The following is an 18,841-nucleotide window of genomic DNA, read 5'->3' on the forward strand; positions in this document are numbered from 1 at the left end:
GCCACATGGCCCGACAGGGGGACGGGAAACGCGGCTCAACCGGGCCGCAAAGCGTTGGAAATTTTGGCGATTGCCTTTACATCCGCGCTGAATAACGCTCTCCAGAACACAATGATCGGATGTACATCCGGCACATAAGCGCAGGCCAAAGGCCGCATAAAAAGAGCGGGGTCACCCCGCCTAGCCACCAACAGGGGCGCTGAATGGGACTATTTATCTTACGCCGCCTGGGCGTGATGCTGCTGACGGCTTTGTGCCTGACGTTCATCGTGTTCTGGCTGACCAATCTCTATCCAAACCTTGAAAAGCTCGCCAAGAACCAGGGCAACTTCCGCATGTCGGACGAAGCCGTGGCCAGCTTTCTGGGCGACCGGGGCTATTTACAGCCCCTGCCCGTCAAATTCGGCCAGTGGCTGGGCGTGATGCCCGGCTGGGTGACCGAAGGGGAGGATCCCGCGGACACCTTCGGGCGATGCTTCCTGGCTGGCACGCCCGAGGAAGACCGCCCCACCCGCTGCGGCGTGTTGCAGGGCGACTGGGGGTTCTCAACCGTCTTCAAGGATGAGGTCGGCGCCACTGTGCTGACCCGGCTGGCGCTGACCGGCAAGCTGATGCTGTGTGTTCTGTTGCTGATGGTGCCCTCGGCCCTGATCATCGGGGTGCTGGCGGGCATGCGGGAGGGGTCAAAGCTGGACAGATCGTTGTCGACTTTCTCCATCGCGACCACAGCAACACCGGAATATGTCTCCGGCGTGATCTTCATCGCGCTGCTGGCCTCTTCGAAATTCGGGGTCTCGCCCTGGCTTGCGGACATGGGCTGGATTGATGGCAAGACGCTGTTCCTGGGCTCTGCCACCTCGGCAATGGAAAACGCCACTTTCTGGAATTTCTTTTTGCCGGTGTTGACGATTTCGCTCTACGGGATGGGGTACATTGCACGGATGACGCGGGCCTCAATGACCGAGGTGATGACCGCGCAATACATCCGCACGGCGCGGCTGAAAGGCGTGAAGTTTTCCGATATCGTGATGAAACACGCGCTGCGCAACGCGCTGATCGCGCCCTTCACAGTGATCATGTTGCAGATCCCCTGGCTTCTGAACGGCGTCGTGATTGTCGAGACGCTGTTCAACTACAAGGGCTTTGGCTGGCTGCTGGTACAGGCAGCGGCCAACAATGACATTGAGCTTTTGCTGGCGGTGTCGGTCATTTCAGTGATTGTGGTGCTGGTCACGCAGCTGATTTCGGACATCGGCTACGTCTATCTCAATCCACGCATTCGTATTTCTTGAGGGGCTGAACATGGAACCATTGACATGGACCGGGTCCCTGAGCGGACTGAACTATATCTTCACGGTTGCGCTGATCCTGCTGGCCGTTTCCATCGTCGTGCAGATTGCGCTGTCGTTTGTGCCCTCTGGCACCACCCGCGCCATCCATTCGGATGGCACCATGGCCAGCGACAGCGGCGCGCAGGGCTTTGTCGGCATGATCACCAGCTATCTGTTCTACGCGGTGATCGCGCTGGTGGCGGTTTATCTGGTCGGCGGCGTCCTCATGGGCACGGGTGCGGGCATACTGGGAGGGATGTCCCGCCAGATGGTGCCGGTGTGGATCGCGCTGATTGTCACATTTGCCGTGTCGATCACCTACAAGCGCAAACTCGGCCTTTACGGCAAATTGTTTGACAGCACCGTGGGCATGATTGGCTTTGCGCTGGTGATGTTCTGGGTCTTTACCGGCATTATGGCGGGCGTGTTTGACATGCTCACGACCCATGACACGCTCAGCCAGGTGTCCGGCATGAAGAACAAACTGCCCGGCACCCCCATGCGCAGTCCCGACGAAGGGGAGTATCAATGGTATCTGCTTGGCGGTGACAACCTGGCGCGCGACGTGTTTTCGCGGCTGCTGAAAGGGGCCTGGGTTGTGGTGCAGATTGCCCCGCTTGCGACGCTCTTTGCCTTTATGGTGGGGATCACGCTGGGCCTGCCCGCAGGCTACTATGGCGGGCGGCTGGACACCTTCCTGAGCTTTCTGGCCAACCTGATCCTCGCGTTTCCGGTGATCTTGCTGTTTTACCTGCTGGTCACCCCGGAGATTGTGCAGACCGGCATTCCCAACTATATGGCGGCCTTTCTGTTTGTCTTCCCGCTGATCTTCATCGGGATCTTGCTGAATTCGCGGTACTACACCCAGCCGTCCTTCCGCACCCCCTTGCTGATTGTCGTGCTGGGGGCGTTGGGGTGGTTGTATCTGTCGCTGATCAGCACCAAGGGCAATATCGTGGATGCAGGCAGCTACCAGATACCGGGTCTGCCGGGATTTCTGGACGGGTTTGACATCGACCCCAGCATTCTGGTGGTCTTTGTGTCGGTGGTTTTTGTCAACTCACCCACGGTCTTTCGGATCGTGCGGGGCCTGGCGCTTGATATCAAGACCCGCGATTATGTGGCGGCCGCCCAGACCCGCGGCGAGGGTCCGTGGTACATCATGCTCTGGGAGATACTGCCCAACGCACGCGGGCCGCTGATCGTCGATTTCTGTCTGCGCATTGGCTACACCACGATCCTTCTGGGCACTTTGGGGTTCTTTGGTCTTGGGCTGGAATCCGAAAGCCCTGATTGGGGCACAACGATCAATACCGGTCGCCAGTTGATCCGTGCCTATGTTCACCCGTTGATACCGCCAGCGCTGGCTTTGTTGACGCTGGTGTTGGGATTGAACCTGCTCGCGGATGGTCTGCGCGAAGAGAGCTTGCGCGACTAGGACGAGAGGGAGGGATTTTCGGAGGCTCTGCCTCCGGACCTCCGGGATATTTATAGAGAAAAGAGGGGCAGTGCCCTGCCCTCGTGGCGCTCCAAAAGGAGAAGGTTGATGGTTAAACAGGCTTATGACGGTCCCATTCTGGAAATTGACAAGCTGTCGATTTCATTTTTCACAAGGCTGCGGGAGATCCCGGCGGTGATGGACTTTTCCGTCGCGGTCAAACCCGGCGAAGCTGTGGGGCTTGTGGGTGAATCCGGGTGCGGGAAATCCACTGTGGCGCTGGGGGTCATGCAGGATCTGGGCAAGAACGGGCGCATTGTGGGCGGCTCGATCAAGTTCAAGGGCCGTGATCTGGCAGAGATGAGCGATGATGAGCTCCGCGACATTCGCGGCTCCGAGATTGCGATGATCTATCAGGAGCCGATGGCATCTTTGAACCCGGCGATGAAGATCGGCAAGCAGTTGATGGAAGTGCCGATGATCCATGCGGGCATGTCCGAGAAAGAGGCCTATGACCGTGCGTTGCAGGTGGTTACGGATGTGAAGCTGCCGGACCCCAAGCGTATTCTGGACGCCTATCCGCACCAATTGTCCGGCGGCCAGCAGCAGCGCATCGTGATTGCCATGGCGCTGATGTCAGAGCCGTCGCTGCTCATCCTGGATGAGCCGACCACCGCGCTGGATGTGACGGTGGAGGCGGCTGTGGTGCAATTGGTCAAGGAGCTGGGCACCAAATACGGCACGTCGATGCTGTTTATCTCCCACAACCTTGGCCTGGTGTTGGAAACCTGCGACCGCATCTGCGTGATGTATTCCGGTGAAGCGGTCGAGCGTGGGTCGATTGAAGATGTGTTCGACACCATGCAGCACCCCTATACGCAGGCGCTGTTCCGCTCGATCCCGCTGCCCGGTGCGGACAAGAACGCGCGGCCGTTGGTCGCGATCCCCGGCAACTTCCCCCTGCCCCACGAACGCCCGCCGGGCTGCAATTTTGGCCCGCGGTGTGATTATTTCGAAGCGGGTCGCTGTGATCAGGGCAACATCGCCATGCGCGATGTGCCCGGCAATGACCGCCATGCCTCGCGCTGTGTGAAGTTTGACGAGATCGACTGGAACGCGCCGCTGGAACTGGCGGACGTCAAGACCAAGGGAGAGATCGGGCGCGTTGTCCTGAAGATGGACAAGCTGAAGAAATACTATCAGGTGGCGGCCAATGCGATGTTTGGCGGAGGCGACACCAAGGTGGTCAAGGCCAATGAGGAGCTGTCGTTTGAGGCACGCGAATCCGAGACCCTGGCGATTGTGGGCGAATCCGGGTGTGGGAAATCCACCTTTGCCAAGGTGTTGATGGGGCTGGAGACCGCGACCGAAGGGCAGATCCTGCTGGACAATCAGAACATCGGCGATGTGCCCATTGAGGACCGCACCACCCAGAACGTGGCGGATGTGCAGATGGTGTTCCAGAACCCCTTTGACACGCTGAACCCCTCGATGACCGTGGGCCGGCAGATCATCCGTGCGTTGGAGATCTTCAAAATCGGCAAGAACGAGGGTGAGCGGCGGCAGCGGATGCTGGAACTGCTGGATCTGGTGAAACTGCCGAGGGAGTTTGCGGAACGCATGCCTCGGCAATTGTCAGGCGGTCAGAAGCAGCGGGTGGGCATTGCCCGCGCCTTTGCCGGGGACGCGCGGATCGTGGTGGCGGATGAGCCTGTATCGGCGCTGGATGTCTCCGTGCAGGCGGCGGTGACCGATCTGTTGATGGAGATCCAGCGTGAGCAGAAGACGACGCTGCTGTTCATCTCCCATGACCTCAGCATCGTGCGCTATCTCAGCGACCGGGTCATGGTGATGTATCTGGGCCATGTGGTGGAATTGGGCGATACCGATCAGGTGTTCTCTCCGCCCTACCACCCCTATACCGAAGCGCTGTTGTCGGCGGTGCCGATTGCCGACACATCGGTGAAGAAAAAGCACATCGTACTCGAAGGCGATATTCCCTCAGCGATGAACCCGCCCCCCGGCTGTCCGTTCCAGACGCGGTGTCGTTGGAAGGACAAGGTTGCCGGCGGATTGTGCGAGAAAGAAGTGCCGCCGATCCGGCAATTGGCTGCGGGACATCAGATCAAATGTCACCTGCCTGATGCGGAGCTCGACCAGATGGAACCGGTGATCGAAGTCGGCGTCGCGGCTGAGTAGCGGCGCGCAGGCAGCCCTGCGCGCCACGGGTGCGCTGTCAGCCGCCTGTGTAGACGCCGGACAGTTGCTCTGCCACGTTTTCGGCAAAGCTGACGATCATCGCGTCGTAGAAGTCATCCGTACCGGGTCGCACTCCGATAAAGCCTGCGGGGACGACCTGTTCTCCTGTCATGGCGGAAATCCGCACGGGGAAAGTTTCGTTCCCGGAGGCGGTGTTGGGTCCGTTCAACACGACCACCCCCTCAAGCTGGTTGAACGCATCACCGTTCGGCGCCAGCGTATCGCCGTCCAGCGCCACTTTGCGGATGTTGACCCTGATGTCATAGCTGTCTTCGCCCGTACCAAGGGTCACCCGGTCAGAAATGGCCTGGGCCAGGTCGGTGGTGATTGTCTCATAGACCCGCGCCGCGTTGCTGTCCTGCGCGGCAAGGGCAGACACTTCAACGGTCACTTCCGCGACAGGCGGGGTCTCTACAGCGGCGGCGAAGGAGGCCAGCGCAAAGGTGCTTACCGTGGCTGCAAGGGCAGTTGTCTTGATCACATTCAACATCATCATACTCCTTTTGTCTGAGCGGTGCCGCCCGTCCAAACTCTGGACAGCAGGCTCGGAGCATCAACAAAGTTGGATCGTGGAAAGTTCCGTTGACAGAGAGGCGGTTTGAGCGGCGACCCGCCATCAGTCCTGAAAAACCATGCGTAACCAGTTGGTTAGTTGCCTGCGATGACCTTCACATAGTTCCGGGTTTCCTTGAACGGCGGGATGCCATCGTACTTCCGCACCGCACCGGGGCCGGCGTTGTAGGCCGCCAGTGCCAGCCGCCAGGACCCGAATGTCTTGAACTGCTGCTTGAGATAGCGCGCGCCCCCTTCAAGGTTCTGTGCAGGATCCTTGGGGTCCACACGCAGGCTGCGGGCTGTGGCAGGCATCAACTGGGCCAGCCCCATGGCCCCCTTGTGAGACACCGCCGCAGGGTTCCAGCCGCTTTCCTGCTGGACAAGGCGCAGGAACAGGTCCACCGGCACGCCGTGCCGCTGTGCGGCATCCTTGGCCATGTTCAGGTATTGCCCGCGATATTTGCCCGTGTATTTCGGCGTGTTCCATTTGCTGGGTGTGATCACGGAGGGTGGCTTCAACCGCACGGAGGAGGAATACTGCGCCGCCGCGCGGCTATCGAGCAGCTTTTTTTGCGAATTGAACAGCGTCTGCCGGCTTTTGGAGGAGAAAACATCCGCACTTGCCGCACCCGAGAGGACAGCCCCTCCGGCCAACACAGCAACCAATGCCGCCTGTGCAGTTCTACGCATCCACAATGCCTCCGCCCAAGTCTCGCGCATCATATAGCAAAAATGCGCCAATGCGCCAGCCTTTGAATTCAATCCGCTACGCGGCAAATCATGCGAAACGATTTGTTAACCATGGTTCAGCCATGAACAGGCAGATATAAAGCGCCAAACGCGCTGTGGTGGATTCGCAGCGTCGCCAAAAATACTGATCTAAAAGGGGGGCAACATGGCCGGCTCAGTGAACAAAGTGATCCTTATCGGCAATCTGGGACGCGACCCGGAAGTGCGTTCGTTCCAGAACGGCGGAAAGGTCTGCAACCTGCGCATTGCGACCTCTGAAAACTGGAAAGACCGGAACACCGGGGAGCGTCGGGAACGGACCGAGTGGCACACCGTTGCAATCTTTAATGAAAACCTTGTGCGGCTGGCGGAACAATACCTGCGCAAAGGGTCGAAGGTTTACATCGAAGGCAAGCTGGAAACCCGCAAGTGGCAGGATCAGTCCGGTCAGGACCGCTATTCAACCGAGGTGGTCTTGCGCCCCTACGCGGGCGAACTGACATTCCTCGACAGCCGCGATGGCAGCGGCGGTGGTGGCGGCGGTTACAGCGGCGGCGGTCATGATCAGGGGTATGACAGCGGCGGCTATGACAGCGGCCCCAGCCAGGGTAGCGGCGGCGGTCAGGGTGGCGGCGGCGGGTCGCGCGATCTGGACGACGAAATCCCGTTCTGATCCGCCATGCGCATCCGGGAGCTGACAGTTGATGACACCGCCGATGCGCTGAGCCTCTATTCCGATTTGACCTTTGGGCCGCCCTGTGACGACGGGGCGGCTTTTCTTGCGGTCCTGAGCCATCCCGGCACCTGCGTCGTCGGCGCAGAGGACGCAGAGCGCATTATCGGCATGGTCACCCTGCATCTGTTGCCAAATGTCACCTGGGGTGCCCGCCCCTATGCCTTGATCGAAAACGTGGTCACGGCGACCGCACACCGGGGAAAGGGCGTGGGACGTCTGGTGATGCAGGGCGCGATTGACCGCGCGTGGGCGGCGGAGGCCTACAAGATCATGCTGCTGACCGGACAGAAACGCGGCGCAGGCGGGTTTTATGAGGCAATGGGGTTCGGGGCGGAGGACAAGACGGGGATGGTGCTGCGGCGGGGTTAGCCCCGCGCTGCCAATGCGTCCTCCAGAACGCCCAAAACCGCCTCATGGGGCACTTCATTGGTCACAAACGCCTGCCCGATCCCACGGGCCAGAATGAAATTCAACCGTCCGGCCACCACTTTCTTGTCTTGCCCCATCAGGTCCAGCAGAGCCGCTGCATCCGGCAAATCCCCGTCAATATCAGACAGATCTGTCTTCATCCCCATCGCCTTGAGATGGGCGCGCACCCGGCTGGGATCTTCCTGTGGGCACAGCCCCATGCGCGCGGACAGCTCAAAAGCCAAGGCACAGCCCACCGCGACGCCTTCCCCATGCAAAAGCCGGTCACTGTAGCCGGTCGCGGCTTCAAGCGCGTGGCAGAACGTATGGCCGAGGTTCAAAAGCGCGCGGTCCCCATGCTCTTTCTCGTCCCGCATGACGATGTCGGCTTTCATCTGGACCGAATGGCGCACGGCTTCCACCCGCAGCGCGGGATCACCGGAAGCAAGCGCGGGGCCGTTTGCTTCAAGCCATTCAAAGAACGCAGCGTCGCCCAGCAACCCGTATTTCACCACTTCGCCATACCCGGCCAGAAAATCCCTCTGCGCCATGCTGGACAGGATGCCCGTGTCTGCCAGCACCAGTGCCGGCTGATGAAACGCCCCGATCAGGTTCTTGCCCTGTGGCGCGTTGATGCCGGTTTTGCCCCCGACCGAACTGTCGACCTGCGCCAGCAGGGAGGTGGGGGTCTGCACAAAGCGCACACCCCGGCGCAGGATCGCGGCGGCAAATCCGACCAGATCACCAATGACACCGCCCCCGAAGGCCAGCACAACATCGCCCCGCTCTACCTTCTGGTCGAGCAGCCATTCGACCGTGTCGCACAGATGGGGCCAGCTTTTGGTGGCCTCTCCCGCAGGCAGGGTCAGCGCGGTCATCTCAATCCCTGCCATCGCCAACCCGGCACGCAGGCCTTCCAGATGCAGAGCGGCAACATTGGTGTCTGTGACCACACAGACCTGCTTGCGCGCCAGCAATGGTGCAATCTGCGCGCCCGCCTCCGCAATCAGTCCCGGCCCGATGCGGACCTGATACGCGCGTCCGGGCAAATCAACATCTACGGTTTCACGCATCGCGGTCCTCCAACACATCCGCACGGCCGAGCAAACAGGTGATCACCCGGTTGGCCATGTCATCAATCGTCAGCTCTGCCCCGCATTTCACCGACAGATCCGCCAGAGCGTACACCGGGTTGCGCACGTCAAAGAGCGCGGCCAGCGTGGCGCGGGGATCAGATGTGCGCAGCAAGGGGCGCGTGTCCTTGTGGCGCACCCTGTTCCACAAAAGATCAAGATCCGCATCCAGCCACACCGCCACGCCTTTGGCATGAATGTTTGCGCGGTTTTCCTCCGCCAGAAACGCGCCGCCGCCGGTGGACAGAATGCCCCGCTCCTCTTTCAGCAGACGCGCGATCACTTCCGTCTCCCGCCTGCGAAAGAAGGCTTCACCGTCCCGCGTAAATATCTCAGGCACGCTGAGGTTTGCGGCGGCTTCAATCTCCGCGTCGCTGTCCAGAAACGGCACCTGCAGCTTGGCCGCCACCGCACGCCCCACCGCCGTCTTGCCCGCCCCCATCATACCGACAAGCGCCACCGTCTTTTTCAGATGGAAGCGGCGGTCATGTGGTCCTGCGTCGGCCATGGATTGCTCAATTTCTCTCATTTTCTTCTGAATGACGTGATATTGGAGGAAAGGCCATATATATGTTGTTCAATGCGGGCAGAAACACACGGGCAAAACCGATGGGAAGACTAATCAAGTTGTTGATATACCTTGCAGTACTGGGGTTTATTGGCCTTGTCGGATATGCCTATGTCGGACCCTTCTTCGGGGCTGACTTCGCGCCCACGCAAGTTGAGACACGCGAACCTGTGACCCTGACGGAGGATTAAGTGATGCTGCATCGCGCGGCAGCGCTGCCTCGGGCATTTTGTGTGTCGGCTTTGGGTCTGTTTGCAGCACCCGGTGTCACTGCGCAGCAAACGGCAGAACCTGCGGTTGATCGCCCCTTGTCAGTGATCGACTGGCTGGGGACACAAGACAGTCTGGCCACAGCCCAACCTGCCCCGCCTACAGAGCCTGCGGTCACCAGCAGTGGCAGCATTCCCGCAGTTACGGTCGAACCTCTGGGCAAAGGGCGGCCGCGCCAGATTGGTCTGGTGCCCGCAACAGTGACGGGCCTGCCCGATACGCTGTGGTTCGGCAGTGATCCTGACACGCTGATCAAGCTGATTGAAAGCCTGCCTGACCTCAATTTGCCCGCCGCACAATCGCTGTTGTTTACAATCCTGCTGGCCGAAGCCAAGGCGCCGGGTGGCAATGCCACCGCCGGCGATGGGCTGGCGCTGGCGCGGGTCTCAAAACTGCTGGAGGCCGGCGCGCTTGATCCTGCGTTGTCGTTGATCGAACAGGCCGGGGTGACCACCTCACCGGCGCATTTTGATCTCTACATGCGCATCAGCCTGCTTGCCGGGACGGAGGACCGCGCCTGCGCACTGCTGGGCACTGCGCCCCACCTCAGCCGGGACTACGGCACGCGCATTTTCTGCGACGCGCGCGCCAGCAGATGGGAAGACGCCGCACTGACCTTTGGTGCGGCTCAGGCGCTGAACCTGATGCCGGAGGCGAAGCTGGCCCTGATCGACCGTTTCCTGCATCCGGATGTGTTCGAAGACGCGCGCCCCCTGCCCGATCCGCGCGAGATGGACCCGCTGAGCTTCCGTCTGTTCGAATCCATCGGGGAGCCCAAACCGACCCGGATGCTGCCAAGGCCCTATGCCGTGGCAGACCTGCGTGATCTGGCCGGTTGGAAAGCCCAGCTTGAAGCCGCCGAACGGCTGACCCGTGCGGGCGCGTTGCCTGACAACCGATTGCTTGGTCTTTATACCGACCGCGATCCGGCCGCCTCCGGTGGGGTCTGGGACCGGGTCGCCGCCTTGCAACGGTTCGAGACCGCGCTGGAAACCGGCAGCAGCGAGGCCATCGCGAAAACCCTGCCCCGCGCCTGGCGTGCAATGCGCCAGGCCGAGCTTGAAGTGCCCTTTGCCACGCTTTTTGCCGATCGTCTGGCGCAGATTGAGCTGACGGGCACCAGCGCACGTATCGCCCGCGATATGGGCCTGTTGTCCCCCGCCTATGAGACCATTTCAACCGGCACATCCGATCTGTTGACCCAGATCGCCAGGGGAGAGACATCCGGCCGCAGGCCCGATGTGCCCCTTGCCGCCGCGATCTTTGATGCCTTCAAGGACGCGCAAGCACCCGCGCGCCTCATCTCGGGCGCGCAGAACAACCGTTTGGGAGAGACGGTGCTCAAAACGCTCGCGCTCTTGCATGAAGGCGCGCGGGGCGATCCCGGCACCCTGCGCGACGCGCTCACCACTCTGCGCGCCTTGGGGCTGGAAGACACCGCGCGCCGCGCGGCCCTACAGGTTCTGATACTGGAGCGGCCCACATGACAGGTCAGAATACCGCCCATTGGATATCTGCCTTTCTCGAAGCGCAGGCGGCTGAACTTGGAGCCGCGACAAACACACAACTGGCCTACGGTCGTGACCTGAAGGATTTTCAGGCGTACCTGAGCCGCAATGGACAGGACTTCGCGGGCGCCAGCCGGGCGGATGTGGAGAACTACCTTGTGCATTGCGATGCACAGGGCCTTGCCAAATCGACCCGCGCCCGCAGGCTGTCGGCGATCAAACAGCTTTACCGCTTTGCCTTTGAAGAAGGCTTGCGCACCGAAAATCCCGCGATCCAGATTTCCGGTCCGGGTCAGGACAAGCGCTTGCCCAAAATCCTCAGTGAGGCAGAAGTCGACCAACTGCTCGACGCCGCGCGCAACTCCGGGCGCAGCAAAGCCGACCAGATCCGCAACACCTGCCTGATGGAGCTTCTCTATGCCACCGGGATGCGGGTGAGCGAGCTTGTGAGCCTGCCCATCTCCGCCACCCGTGGTGATCCGCGTCTGCTGCTGATCACCGGCAAAGGCGGCAAGGAACGCATGGTGCCGCTGTCCCCGCCTGCCCGCACAGCACTTGCAGAATGGCTGGAGGACCGCGACCGGCAGGACGCGCTGGCCCGCACCAAGAAACTGCCAACCTCCCGGTTTCTGTTCCCCTCTCGCGGGAAGTCCGGACATCTGACCCGGCACCGGTTCTATTTGCTGATCAAGGAATTCGCGGTTGCCGCAGGCGTGCAGCCGTCCAAGGTGACGCCGCATACGCTGCGCCATGCCTTTGCCACGCATTTGCTGGCCAATGGCGCTGATCTGCGGGCGATCCAGACGATGCTGGGGCACGCGGATGTGGCCACAACCGAGATCTACACCCATGTCCTGGAAGAACGGTTGAGCGAGCTGGTTCTGGACCACCATCCGCTGGCGCAGGGCAGCGACCGCAAGGCAAAAGCCACTGACAGTTAAGGACACAAAGCGTGTCCCCGCACCTGCACCCGCCCACAGATCACCGCGCAGCCCTTGATTGCAAAGCCCGCGATGCCCATAACCCTGTAACACAATAGGAAAAGGTCACAGACACACATGGAAGACAGCACCACTCTGCTTGATGGGGCATTCTGGATCTCGTCAGGTATCATCTTGTGTCTCCTTGTGTTGTCCGGGTTCTTTTCCGGCTCGGAAACCGCGCTGACAGCGGCCTCTCGCGGGAAACTGCGGGTGCAGGCCGACAAGGGCTCACGCGGGGCCACCCGCGCGCTGCGGCTGACGGAAGACACCGAACGCCTCATTGGCTCTGTCCTGCTGGGCAACAACCTGGTGAACATCCTCGCCGCATCGCTGGCCACAGCGCTCTTTACCCGCCTCTTCGGCGAAAGCGGCGTGGCGCTGGCGACCTTGGTGATGACCCTGCTGGTTCTGATCTTTGCCGAAGTGCTGCCCAAGACCTATGCCATCTCGAATTCGGAACGGGCGGCCTCGATGGTGTCGCTGCCGATCAGCATCGTGGTGCAGGTCTTTGCCCCGATCGTGACCGCCGTGCGATACTTCGTGCGTGGGGTGCTGAAAATCTTTGGTGTCGATATTGATCCCGACAGCAACATCCTTGCCGTGCGCGAAGAGATCGCCGGCGCCCTGCAACTGGGTCATTCCGAAGGTGTGGTCGAAAAAGAAGACCGTGACCGCATTCTGGGCGCGCTCGACCTGCGCGAACGTGTGGTGGAGGAAATCATGCTCCACCGCTCAGGCATCGAGATGATCGACGCAGGCAGCCCGCCTGAGGAAATCCTGTCGCAATGTCTGCAATCCAACCACACCCGCCTGCCCGTCTACCGCGACGATCCCGAAAACATCATCGGCGTGATCCACGCCAAGGACCTGTTGCGCGCCATGTACAAACTGATCGGCGGTCCTGACGGCGATGCAGCAGCGCTCAAGAACTTTGACGTCTCCACCGTCGCGATGAAGCCCTACTTCGTGCCGGAGACCTCAACCCTGGACGAGCAAATGCGCCAGTTCCTGCGCCGCCGCACGCATTTTGCGCTGGTGGTGGATGAATACGGCTCGCTCCAGGGTCTGATCACGCTGGAAGACATCCTTGAGGAAATCGTGGGCGAGATCACGGATGAGTTCGACCCCGACGGCGATCATATGCTGTCGCCGGGTGAGGACGGCCATTATCTGGTCGACGGCGCGATGACCATCCGCGACCTCAACCGCGCGACCGACTGGTCTCTGCCGGATGAGGAAGCCAATACGCTTGCCGGTCTGGTGATCCACGAGGCGCAGATGATCCCGACGGCGGGTCAGGTGTTCAGTTTTCATGGGTTCCGGTTTGAGGTCTTGGCGCGGGACGGGAACCGGATCACGCAACTCAAGATCCGGCCATTGTAACGCAATAACTGTGCATTTGCCCTGCCGCGTTAACAGCACAAGAACTTTCTTGCCCTAGGGTGCGCCGAAACCGGTCCTGAAGCCGGACCAAACGGCGAACCAAACATGGACATGCGCACGATTCTCTTCACGCTGGCTTTGCTGTGGATGGCTCTGTGCACGTCGGCCCAGGCCAATTGTGACAGTTTGCTGCGCTCCATTGATCTGGCGGAACAGACCTTTGGCCCCAATCAGACCATCACCGACGAGGCGCTTTATGCGCTCAACCACACCATCAAGAACATGAACAACGATGAGATCCTGTTGCTGCTGCGCCGATCCGGTCAGGGCAGCGCCTTTGGTGATCTGCGGAACTTTCTCACCCAGTTGCGTCTTGCCGCACAGTTTGCCGACGCGGACGGTTTCACCTTCACACCAAGAATGGAGAGAGACCTCAGGTCCGCCCGCAGGATCGTCAACACCGCCTGCTATCAGGACGGAGACATCAACAGACCGATCCCGGCCACACAAACCAACGCTCAACTCCGGACCGAAGACCGGCCTGCTCGCGTCGGAGATCGGTTGAAAGATGCGTTGCAAAACAAAGGCCTGCTATCCGCTTCGCAACGGGCCTATCTGGACGAACAATTCAACTTTCGGCTTCTCGGCGCGCTCTTTGCCTCACTTATGCTGGTCCTGATCATCGCGGTCGGTATCAGATATTCCCTGCTGATCCTTCTGATCATGCGTCGCAACCGACGCATCTGCGAAATCCCCGCAACCCTGACCTGCATGATGACGTCCGTGCCGGGCAACCTGACAATAGTTGGCCGCTATGGGTGCCGGTTCACACCCACATCGCCCAAGGAGATGGAGGCTGTCGCAGGCACCTCTACAGGCACCTATTGCAAGGTCGAGGTGAACGGTCGGGAGATCAACGGCAAGCTCATGGAAGACATCTCAGCCAATGCCAAACTTTTGTATTCCGAGCCGAAGGATCGGCCGGAACTGGCCTGGCTGTTTCAGGCCTCCGTTGTGCAGCCCCGGTACGATTTCTCTGTCCTGAGGGCGGAGCGGCGCAAGATACAGAACTATGGCTTTGGCAATCTGTTTCAACGTTAGTGGCGTGAGGCGTGGTCCCCAATGGCTACCTCCTCAGCCGCGCGCCGGCAGGATCAAAAGGCGGTTCTGCCAACACCACGGCGTCATGCGCCCGCCCCAGCACCATCACCTGCACCGTCTCCCCCGCCTGAATCCCGGCGACAAACCCAAGCGCCAGCGATTGCCCAACCGAGATGATCCCCACGGCGGGTCAGGTGTTCAGCTTCCATGGCTTCCGTTTTGAGGTCATGGCGCGGGATGGGAACCGGATCACGCAGTTGAAGATCAGGCCGTTGTGAGGGGAAACGAGCGGCGGCCGGGCGGACCCAACCCCCTATGACTGATGCCTTGCCGGTGTCAGCTTTCCTCTAAATTCTTTCAGGAATGTCACAAACGGGCCGTCATACGGCCTAACTCTATCTTCATTTTTGGCATTTATGCCGAACCTCTCATCGGATGAATTCCGATTGTCCATTTTGGAGGGGTTATATTGGCCAACTATTCACTACTTGTATTCTCATGGAACGATATTTTCCCCAGCCTGTCGCAAACGGGCACGGAAAACGATCTCGTCGGGGAGACCTTCACCTTCACTGGCGGGGGGGACCTGGTCGACTACCAGGATAACGACAGCTTCAGCGGCTCATTCGGCGACCATGGTTTTGTCGACAACCGGATCACGGGAACAATCGACGGTGTCAGCGTGAACGAAAGCCTGGTCAACCCAGAGTATGCTTATGAAATCAAGGATTCGAGCGGCACAACCGTTGGCAATATGTATGCCATTTCGAAGAACACTGCCAATCTTTCGGACATCGAAGCCTTCACCTTTGATTTTCAGCCTCAGGGGGGTGAGACCTACACCCTGTCATCTATCGATTCCGTTCCTGCGACAAGCTACAGCAATCTTTACGTGTGCTTTGCAGCGGGAACACTGATCGAAACCTGCAAGGGGCCCATTGCAGTCGAGACGATCAAGCCGGGCGACAGAGTTCATACCCGAGACAACGGTCTGAAAGAGATCCTGTGGAGCGGGTCAAGGGCAATGGACTATCAGTCTCTCGTCTTGCACCCACGGTCCCGCCCAATCTTGATTGCGGCGGGCGCTCTGGGTCACGGCATACCGGCAACCCCTCTGGTCGTTTCGCCTCAGCACCGCGTGCTCGTCTCTTCGCCGATCATCGAGCGTATGACCGGACAGGCGGAGATCATGATCCCAGCCAAGAAGCTCTTGGGTGTGGCTGGAGTTGAGCAATACCTGCCCGACTCTGGCGTGACCTACGTGCATATCCTGTGCGAGACGCATGAGCTGGTGAATGCGAACGGCACCTTCGTAGAGACCATGTATCTGGGCGAACAGTCATTGAATTTGCTCGGTCGCGAAGACTACGAAGACATCGCAGAATGTCATCCTGGCCTGGCAGACCAAATGGTGCTGCATCCAGCGGCCCAATCCGGCGAGGCATTCCGCAGCAAAATAAGCAATCTCGTTCGCCGCCACACTTCAAACCATCACGAAATCGTGCAGCGCGGTGCGCCTCGTGAACGCTCGGCTCAGCGTTGAGGGGCTGCAAGCCAGCAGTCACATTCGAACCCTACGGTGGTACACCACGTTCAACTGTTCATTGGTCCGTGCGCGCCCGGTCTTTCACAGCATCTGCTTTCGGCCCGCGAAAGCAGTATGAGAGCAACCAACCCAAAACCTGAATCACCTAACGCTGCCTGAAATCAAAGATTTCAACGCGTTAGGTGATATGCGGTGTCTCAAGCATTTCGCATTATGCTTTAATCCGCCTCACTTGGCCGCTTTGTTGCAGCAGGCTGACTGCGGAAACGAATGAGAGATTGAGGCGCACAAACGCGTGGAGACGTTTCTACCTTTTGTGGCATTCCTTTTGTCGAATCGTCAGGTCCAGCCATTCACCGCGCCGCAGAAACTTGGTCAGAAGGGCTCAAACCCGACATTCCCGCCAATATTCCCTGTGGGCAAATGACAGCCGTCCCTACCCCCGTAACCGCGCGCACTTGGGGTCAAATGGCGGTTCGGCCAGCACAACCGCGTCATGCGCCCGCCCCAGCACCATCACCTGCACCGTCTCCCCCGCCTCAACCCCACTGACAAACCCCAGCGCCAGCGATTGCCCCACCGAATACCCGTAGGCCCCAGAGGTCACGCGGCCAATCCCTTTGCCGTCCCTGAAGATCGGCTCGCCCCCGCTGGCATCCGCGTTGGAGGCATCTGTCTGCGTGGCATCCAGCGCCAGCACCACCAGCGTCTCCCGCGCGTCCTGCGCCAATGTCCCCGCAACCGCTTCCTTGTTCAAAAACGCCTTGTCCATCTTGCACAGCCGCGCCAGCCCGACTTCCTGAGGCCAATACTCCGGCGAATACTCACGGCCCCAGGATCCATACCCTTTTTCAATCCGCAGTGACATCAACGCGCGTGACCCGACAGGCCCTGCACCCACCTCCGCCCCCGCTGCGATAAGCGCCGCGAAGAGCCGACCCTGATCGGCTTCAGCGCAATGCAGCTCCCAGCCCAGATCGCCCGTGAAACTCACCCGCAGCGCCAGACAGCGCACACCTGCAAGCTCAATCCACGCAGAGCGCATGAAGCCCCAATCCGCGCCATCAAGCGAGGCATTGGTCAGCCGCTGCAACATCTCGCGCGACTTCGGCCCCGCCACATTGAACCCACACATGGCCTCCGTCTGGCTTTCAAACGTCGTCCCTTCTGGCAACGGCAGCGCACGGAAGAACCGCTGGTGATACCGCTCCGCCATGCCAGACCCGAAGATCCAGAATTCCTCTTCGTCCAGCTTGGTCACCGTGAAATCCCCGGCAATCCCGCCGTTCACGCCAATCAGCGGCGTCAGGCAGGACCGGCCCACATCGCTCGGCATCCGGTTGGCAAACAATCCGTTCAACCAATCCTCCGCCCCCGGCCCCGCCACGCGATACTTCGCGAAGTTGGAGATATCAATGATCCCCGCCCGGCCGCGCAGCATCCGGCATTCGGTGCCCACTTGATCCCACCACCCCTGGCGTGTGAACCCTTCAGTGACGTCCTCCGACCCCACGGGTTGGCCGTAATAAAGCGGATGCTCCCAGCCATAGTTCAACCCAAACACCGCCCCTAAATCCCGTTGCGCCTGATACGCAGGCCGCTGCCGCATCGGCCGTCCTGCGGCGCGCTCCTCATTGGGGAAGTGGATCTTGAACCGGTTGGCATATTGATCCCCCACCCGCGCCTTGGTGAAGGCCGCATCGGCCCAATCGCCAAACCGCGCCACATCCCAGGCAAACATGTCATAGCGGCTCTCGCCTTTGACGATCCAGTCGGCGGCCAGCAACCCCATGCCACCCGACTGCGAGAACCCCGGAATGATCCCGTTACAGCAAAAGTAGTTCCGCAATTCCGGCACCGGGCCAAACAATACATTCGAATCCGGCGACCAGATCATCGGCCCGTTGATCACCCGCTTGATGCCGGCCGTGCCTACCGCAGGCACCCGCTCAATCGCGCGCATCATATTGTCCTCGATCCGCTCCAGATCATCGGCAAAAAGCTCATGCCCGAACCCCTGCGGCGTGCCGTCTTCCGCCCAGAAGCGCAAGTCCTTCTCATAGGCGCCCACGAGCAGCCCCTTGCCTTCCTGACGCAGATAATACTCCCCGTCCCGGTCCGCCACCGAAGGCAAGCGCCGGTCCAGCCCGTCAATCTCCGCAATGGTTTCGGTCACGAAATACTGGTGCTCCGTCGGTTGCAGCGGCAACTTAACACCTGCCAACGCCGCCACTTCGCGCCCCCACAACCCGGCGGCATTCACCACCCACTCACAGGCAATGTCGCCCTTGGTCGTGCGCACGATCCACGTACCGTCGGGCTGCTGCTCCGTCCCGGTGACCGGACAGAACCGGATGATCTCCGCCCCGTTCTGCCGCGCGCCCGCCGCATAGGCGTTTGTCACGCCCGAGGGGTCCACATTCCCGCCGTTTTCCTCAAACATGATGCAGCGGATGCCATCGTAATCCACCAACGGATGCAGCGCCTCCGCCTCCTCCCGGCTGACTTCCCTGAAGGCCATGTCGTAGTACCGCGCCTTGGCTGCCTGAAGGCGCAGCTGATGCTCGCGCGCCTCTGTCTGCGCCAGATAGAGCGATCCGGGTTGGAACACGCCACAGGACTGCCCGGTCTCCGCTTCCAACGCGTTGTACAGGTCCATCGTATAGTTCTGAATGCGCGTGATGTTGTTGTTGTCATGCAACCCGTGAATGTTGGCCGCCGCGTGCCAGGTGGACCCGCTGGTCAACTCATCCCGCTCCAGCAGGCAGACATCCGTCCACCCCAGCTTGGTCAAGTGATACAGGATCGAGCAGCCAATGACGCCACCTCCGATGACAACGGCCTGGGCATGGGTACGCATGATAATTGATCCTGTTCAGATGTGCCTGGCGCC

18 protein-coding genes are annotated in these 18,841 nt (G+C 60.3%); 12 read left to right on the plus strand and 6 right to left on the minus strand.

Going from position 1 to position 18,841, the window contains the following annotated elements; all coding sequences use genetic code 11:
- Positions 1-203 precede the first annotated feature (203 nt).
- The 3 genes from Q1A91_RS09325 to Q1A91_RS09335 all read left to right on the plus strand — a co-directional run bounded on the left by Q1A91_RS09325 (position 204) and on the right by Q1A91_RS09335 (position 4,968).
- Positions 204-1,292: an ABC transporter permease gene (locus Q1A91_RS09325; protein WP_299875982.1), complete on the plus strand. Its 1,089-nt coding sequence runs from the start codon at positions 204-206 to the stop codon at positions 1,290-1,292.
- A gap of 10 nt (positions 1,293-1,302) precedes the next feature.
- Entirely contained in the window at positions 1,303-2,769 is a 1,467-nt protein-coding gene (locus tag Q1A91_RS09330) for an ABC transporter permease (RefSeq protein ID WP_299875984.1), read from the plus strand.
- 108 nt (positions 2,770-2,877) lie between these two features.
- On the plus strand, positions 2,878-4,968 hold the full coding sequence (locus Q1A91_RS09335; RefSeq protein ID WP_299875986.1) for an ABC transporter ATP-binding protein: 2,091 nt from the start codon (positions 2,878-2,880) through the stop codon (positions 4,966-4,968).
- 37 nt (positions 4,969-5,005) lie between these two features.
- Here Q1A91_RS09335 and Q1A91_RS09340 read toward each other — a convergent pair whose 3' ends face one another.
- Positions 5,006-5,518: a hypothetical protein gene (locus tag Q1A91_RS09340; RefSeq protein WP_299875988.1), complete on the minus strand. Its 513-nt coding sequence runs from the start codon at positions 5,516-5,518 to the stop codon at positions 5,006-5,008.
- Between the two features lie 158 nt (positions 5,519-5,676).
- Positions 5,677-6,273, minus strand: a complete 597-nt coding sequence (locus tag Q1A91_RS09345; RefSeq protein ID WP_299876182.1) for a lytic transglycosylase domain-containing protein — start codon at positions 6,271-6,273, stop codon at positions 5,677-5,679.
- A 205-nt stretch (positions 6,274-6,478) separates the two neighbouring features.
- Between Q1A91_RS09345 and ssb the strand changes: the two genes are divergently transcribed.
- Both ssb and Q1A91_RS09355 read left to right on the plus strand, forming a co-directional pair.
- Complete coding sequence (gene ssb, locus Q1A91_RS09350; RefSeq protein ID WP_299875990.1) at positions 6,479-6,985, plus strand: single-stranded DNA-binding protein; 507 nt, start codon at positions 6,479-6,481, stop codon at positions 6,983-6,985.
- Positions 6,986-6,991: 6 nt separating this feature from the next.
- Positions 6,992-7,417, plus strand: a complete 426-nt coding sequence (locus tag Q1A91_RS09355) for a GNAT family N-acetyltransferase (RefSeq protein ID WP_299875992.1) — start codon at positions 6,992-6,994, stop codon at positions 7,415-7,417.
- On the opposite strand, the gene aroB is transcribed toward Q1A91_RS09355, so the two are convergent.
- Both aroB and Q1A91_RS09365 read right to left on the minus strand, forming a co-directional pair.
- The gene (gene aroB, locus Q1A91_RS09360; protein ID WP_299875995.1) at positions 7,414-8,529 is read right to left on the minus strand and encodes a 3-dehydroquinate synthase; all 1,116 of its coding nucleotides are present in this window, start codon (positions 8,527-8,529) and stop codon (positions 7,414-7,416) included. The genes Q1A91_RS09355 and aroB overlap by 4 nt on opposite strands.
- Complete coding sequence (locus Q1A91_RS09365) at positions 8,522-9,118, minus strand: shikimate kinase (protein WP_299875997.1); 597 nt, start codon at positions 9,116-9,118, stop codon at positions 8,522-8,524. Before Q1A91_RS09365 ends, aroB begins: the two co-directional genes overlap by 8 nt.
- Positions 9,119-9,198: 80 nt before the next feature.
- Here Q1A91_RS09365 and Q1A91_RS09370 point away from each other — a divergent pair, with 80 nt between their 5' ends.
- From Q1A91_RS09370 to Q1A91_RS09390, 5 genes are all read left to right on the plus strand, one after another.
- Complete coding sequence (locus Q1A91_RS09370; RefSeq protein WP_299875999.1) at positions 9,199-9,348, plus strand: hypothetical protein; 150 nt, start codon at positions 9,199-9,201, stop codon at positions 9,346-9,348.
- 3 nt (positions 9,349-9,351) lie between these two features.
- A complete protein-coding gene (locus Q1A91_RS09375) occupies positions 9,352-10,914 on the plus strand; it encodes a hypothetical protein (protein ID WP_299876184.1) in 1,563 nt (520 codons plus the stop codon).
- Positions 10,911-11,876: a site-specific tyrosine recombinase XerD gene (locus Q1A91_RS09380; RefSeq protein WP_299876001.1), complete on the plus strand. Its 966-nt coding sequence runs from the start codon at positions 10,911-10,913 to the stop codon at positions 11,874-11,876. Before Q1A91_RS09375 ends, Q1A91_RS09380 begins: the two co-directional genes overlap by 4 nt.
- 117 nt (positions 11,877-11,993) lie before the next feature.
- A complete protein-coding gene (locus Q1A91_RS09385; RefSeq protein WP_299876003.1) occupies positions 11,994-13,301 on the plus strand; it encodes an HlyC/CorC family transporter in 1,308 nt (435 codons plus the stop codon).
- 111 nt (positions 13,302-13,412) lie between these two features.
- Entirely contained in the window at positions 13,413-14,402 is a 990-nt protein-coding gene (locus Q1A91_RS09390; RefSeq protein ID WP_299876005.1) for a hypothetical protein, read from the plus strand.
- 25 nt (positions 14,403-14,427) lie between these two features.
- Here the strand turns inward: Q1A91_RS09390 and Q1A91_RS09395 are convergent, their stop codons facing one another.
- Positions 14,428-14,586: a hypothetical protein gene (locus tag Q1A91_RS09395; protein ID WP_299876007.1), complete on the minus strand. Its 159-nt coding sequence runs from the start codon at positions 14,584-14,586 to the stop codon at positions 14,428-14,430.
- Between Q1A91_RS09395 and Q1A91_RS09400 the strand changes: the two genes are divergently transcribed.
- Together Q1A91_RS09400 and Q1A91_RS09405 are read left to right on the plus strand one after the other, a co-directional pair.
- Complete coding sequence (locus Q1A91_RS09400) at positions 14,576-14,680, plus strand: transporter associated domain-containing protein (RefSeq protein ID WP_299876009.1); 105 nt, start codon at positions 14,576-14,578, stop codon at positions 14,678-14,680. The genes Q1A91_RS09395 and Q1A91_RS09400 overlap by 11 nt on opposite strands.
- Before the next feature lie 191 nt (positions 14,681-14,871).
- Positions 14,872-15,945, plus strand: a complete 1,074-nt coding sequence (locus Q1A91_RS09405; RefSeq protein ID WP_299876011.1) for a Hint domain-containing protein — start codon at positions 14,872-14,874, stop codon at positions 15,943-15,945.
- A gap of 439 nt (positions 15,946-16,384) precedes the next feature.
- Here Q1A91_RS09405 and Q1A91_RS09410 read toward each other — a convergent pair whose 3' ends face one another.
- A complete protein-coding gene (locus Q1A91_RS09410) occupies positions 16,385-18,808 on the minus strand; it encodes an FAD-dependent oxidoreductase (RefSeq protein ID WP_299876013.1) in 2,424 nt (807 codons plus the stop codon).
- Between the last annotated feature and the right edge of the window lie 33 nt (positions 18,809-18,841).

It is taken from the genome of uncultured Sulfitobacter sp. (genome assembly GCF_947500075.1).
Lineage (GTDB): Bacteria > Pseudomonadota > Alphaproteobacteria > Rhodobacterales > Rhodobacteraceae > Sulfitobacter.

Coding starts and splice junctions, on each gene's coding strand:
- Q1A91_RS09325 (WP_299875982.1), top strand. CDS start 204: ATGGGACTATTTATCTTACGCCGCCTGGGCGTGATGCTGCTGACGGCT.
- Q1A91_RS09330 (WP_299875984.1), top strand. CDS start 1,303: ATGGAACCATTGACATGGACCGGGTCCCTGAGCGGACTGAACTATATC.
- Q1A91_RS09335 (WP_299875986.1), top strand. CDS start 2,878: ATGGTTAAACAGGCTTATGACGGTCCCATTCTGGAAATTGACAAGCTG.
- Q1A91_RS09340 (WP_299875988.1), bottom strand. CDS start 5,518: ATGTTGAATGTGATCAAGACAACTGCCCTTGCAGCCACGGTAAGCACC.
- Q1A91_RS09345 (WP_299876182.1), bottom strand. CDS start 6,273: ATGCGTAGAACTGCACAGGCGGCATTGGTTGCTGTGTTGGCCGGAGGG.
- ssb (WP_299875990.1), top strand. CDS start 6,479: ATGGCCGGCTCAGTGAACAAAGTGATCCTTATCGGCAATCTGGGACGC.
- Q1A91_RS09355 (WP_299875992.1), top strand. CDS start 6,992: ATGCGCATCCGGGAGCTGACAGTTGATGACACCGCCGATGCGCTGAGC.
- aroB (WP_299875995.1), bottom strand. CDS start 8,529: ATGCGTGAAACCGTAGATGTTGATTTGCCCGGACGCGCGTATCAGGTC.
- Q1A91_RS09365 (WP_299875997.1), bottom strand. CDS start 9,118: ATGAGAGAAATTGAGCAATCCATGGCCGACGCAGGACCACATGACCGC.
- Q1A91_RS09370 (WP_299875999.1), top strand. CDS start 9,199: ATGGGAAGACTAATCAAGTTGTTGATATACCTTGCAGTACTGGGGTTT.
- Q1A91_RS09375 (WP_299876184.1), top strand. CDS start 9,352: ATGCTGCATCGCGCGGCAGCGCTGCCTCGGGCATTTTGTGTGTCGGCT.
- Q1A91_RS09380 (WP_299876001.1), top strand. CDS start 10,911: ATGACAGGTCAGAATACCGCCCATTGGATATCTGCCTTTCTCGAAGCG.
- Q1A91_RS09385 (WP_299876003.1), top strand. CDS start 11,994: ATGGAAGACAGCACCACTCTGCTTGATGGGGCATTCTGGATCTCGTCA.
- Q1A91_RS09390 (WP_299876005.1), top strand. CDS start 13,413: ATGCGCACGATTCTCTTCACGCTGGCTTTGCTGTGGATGGCTCTGTGC.
- Q1A91_RS09400 (WP_299876009.1), top strand. CDS start 14,576: ATGATCCCCACGGCGGGTCAGGTGTTCAGCTTCCATGGCTTCCGTTTT.
- Q1A91_RS09410 (WP_299876013.1), bottom strand. CDS start 18,808: ATGCGTACCCATGCCCAGGCCGTTGTCATCGGAGGTGGCGTCATTGGC.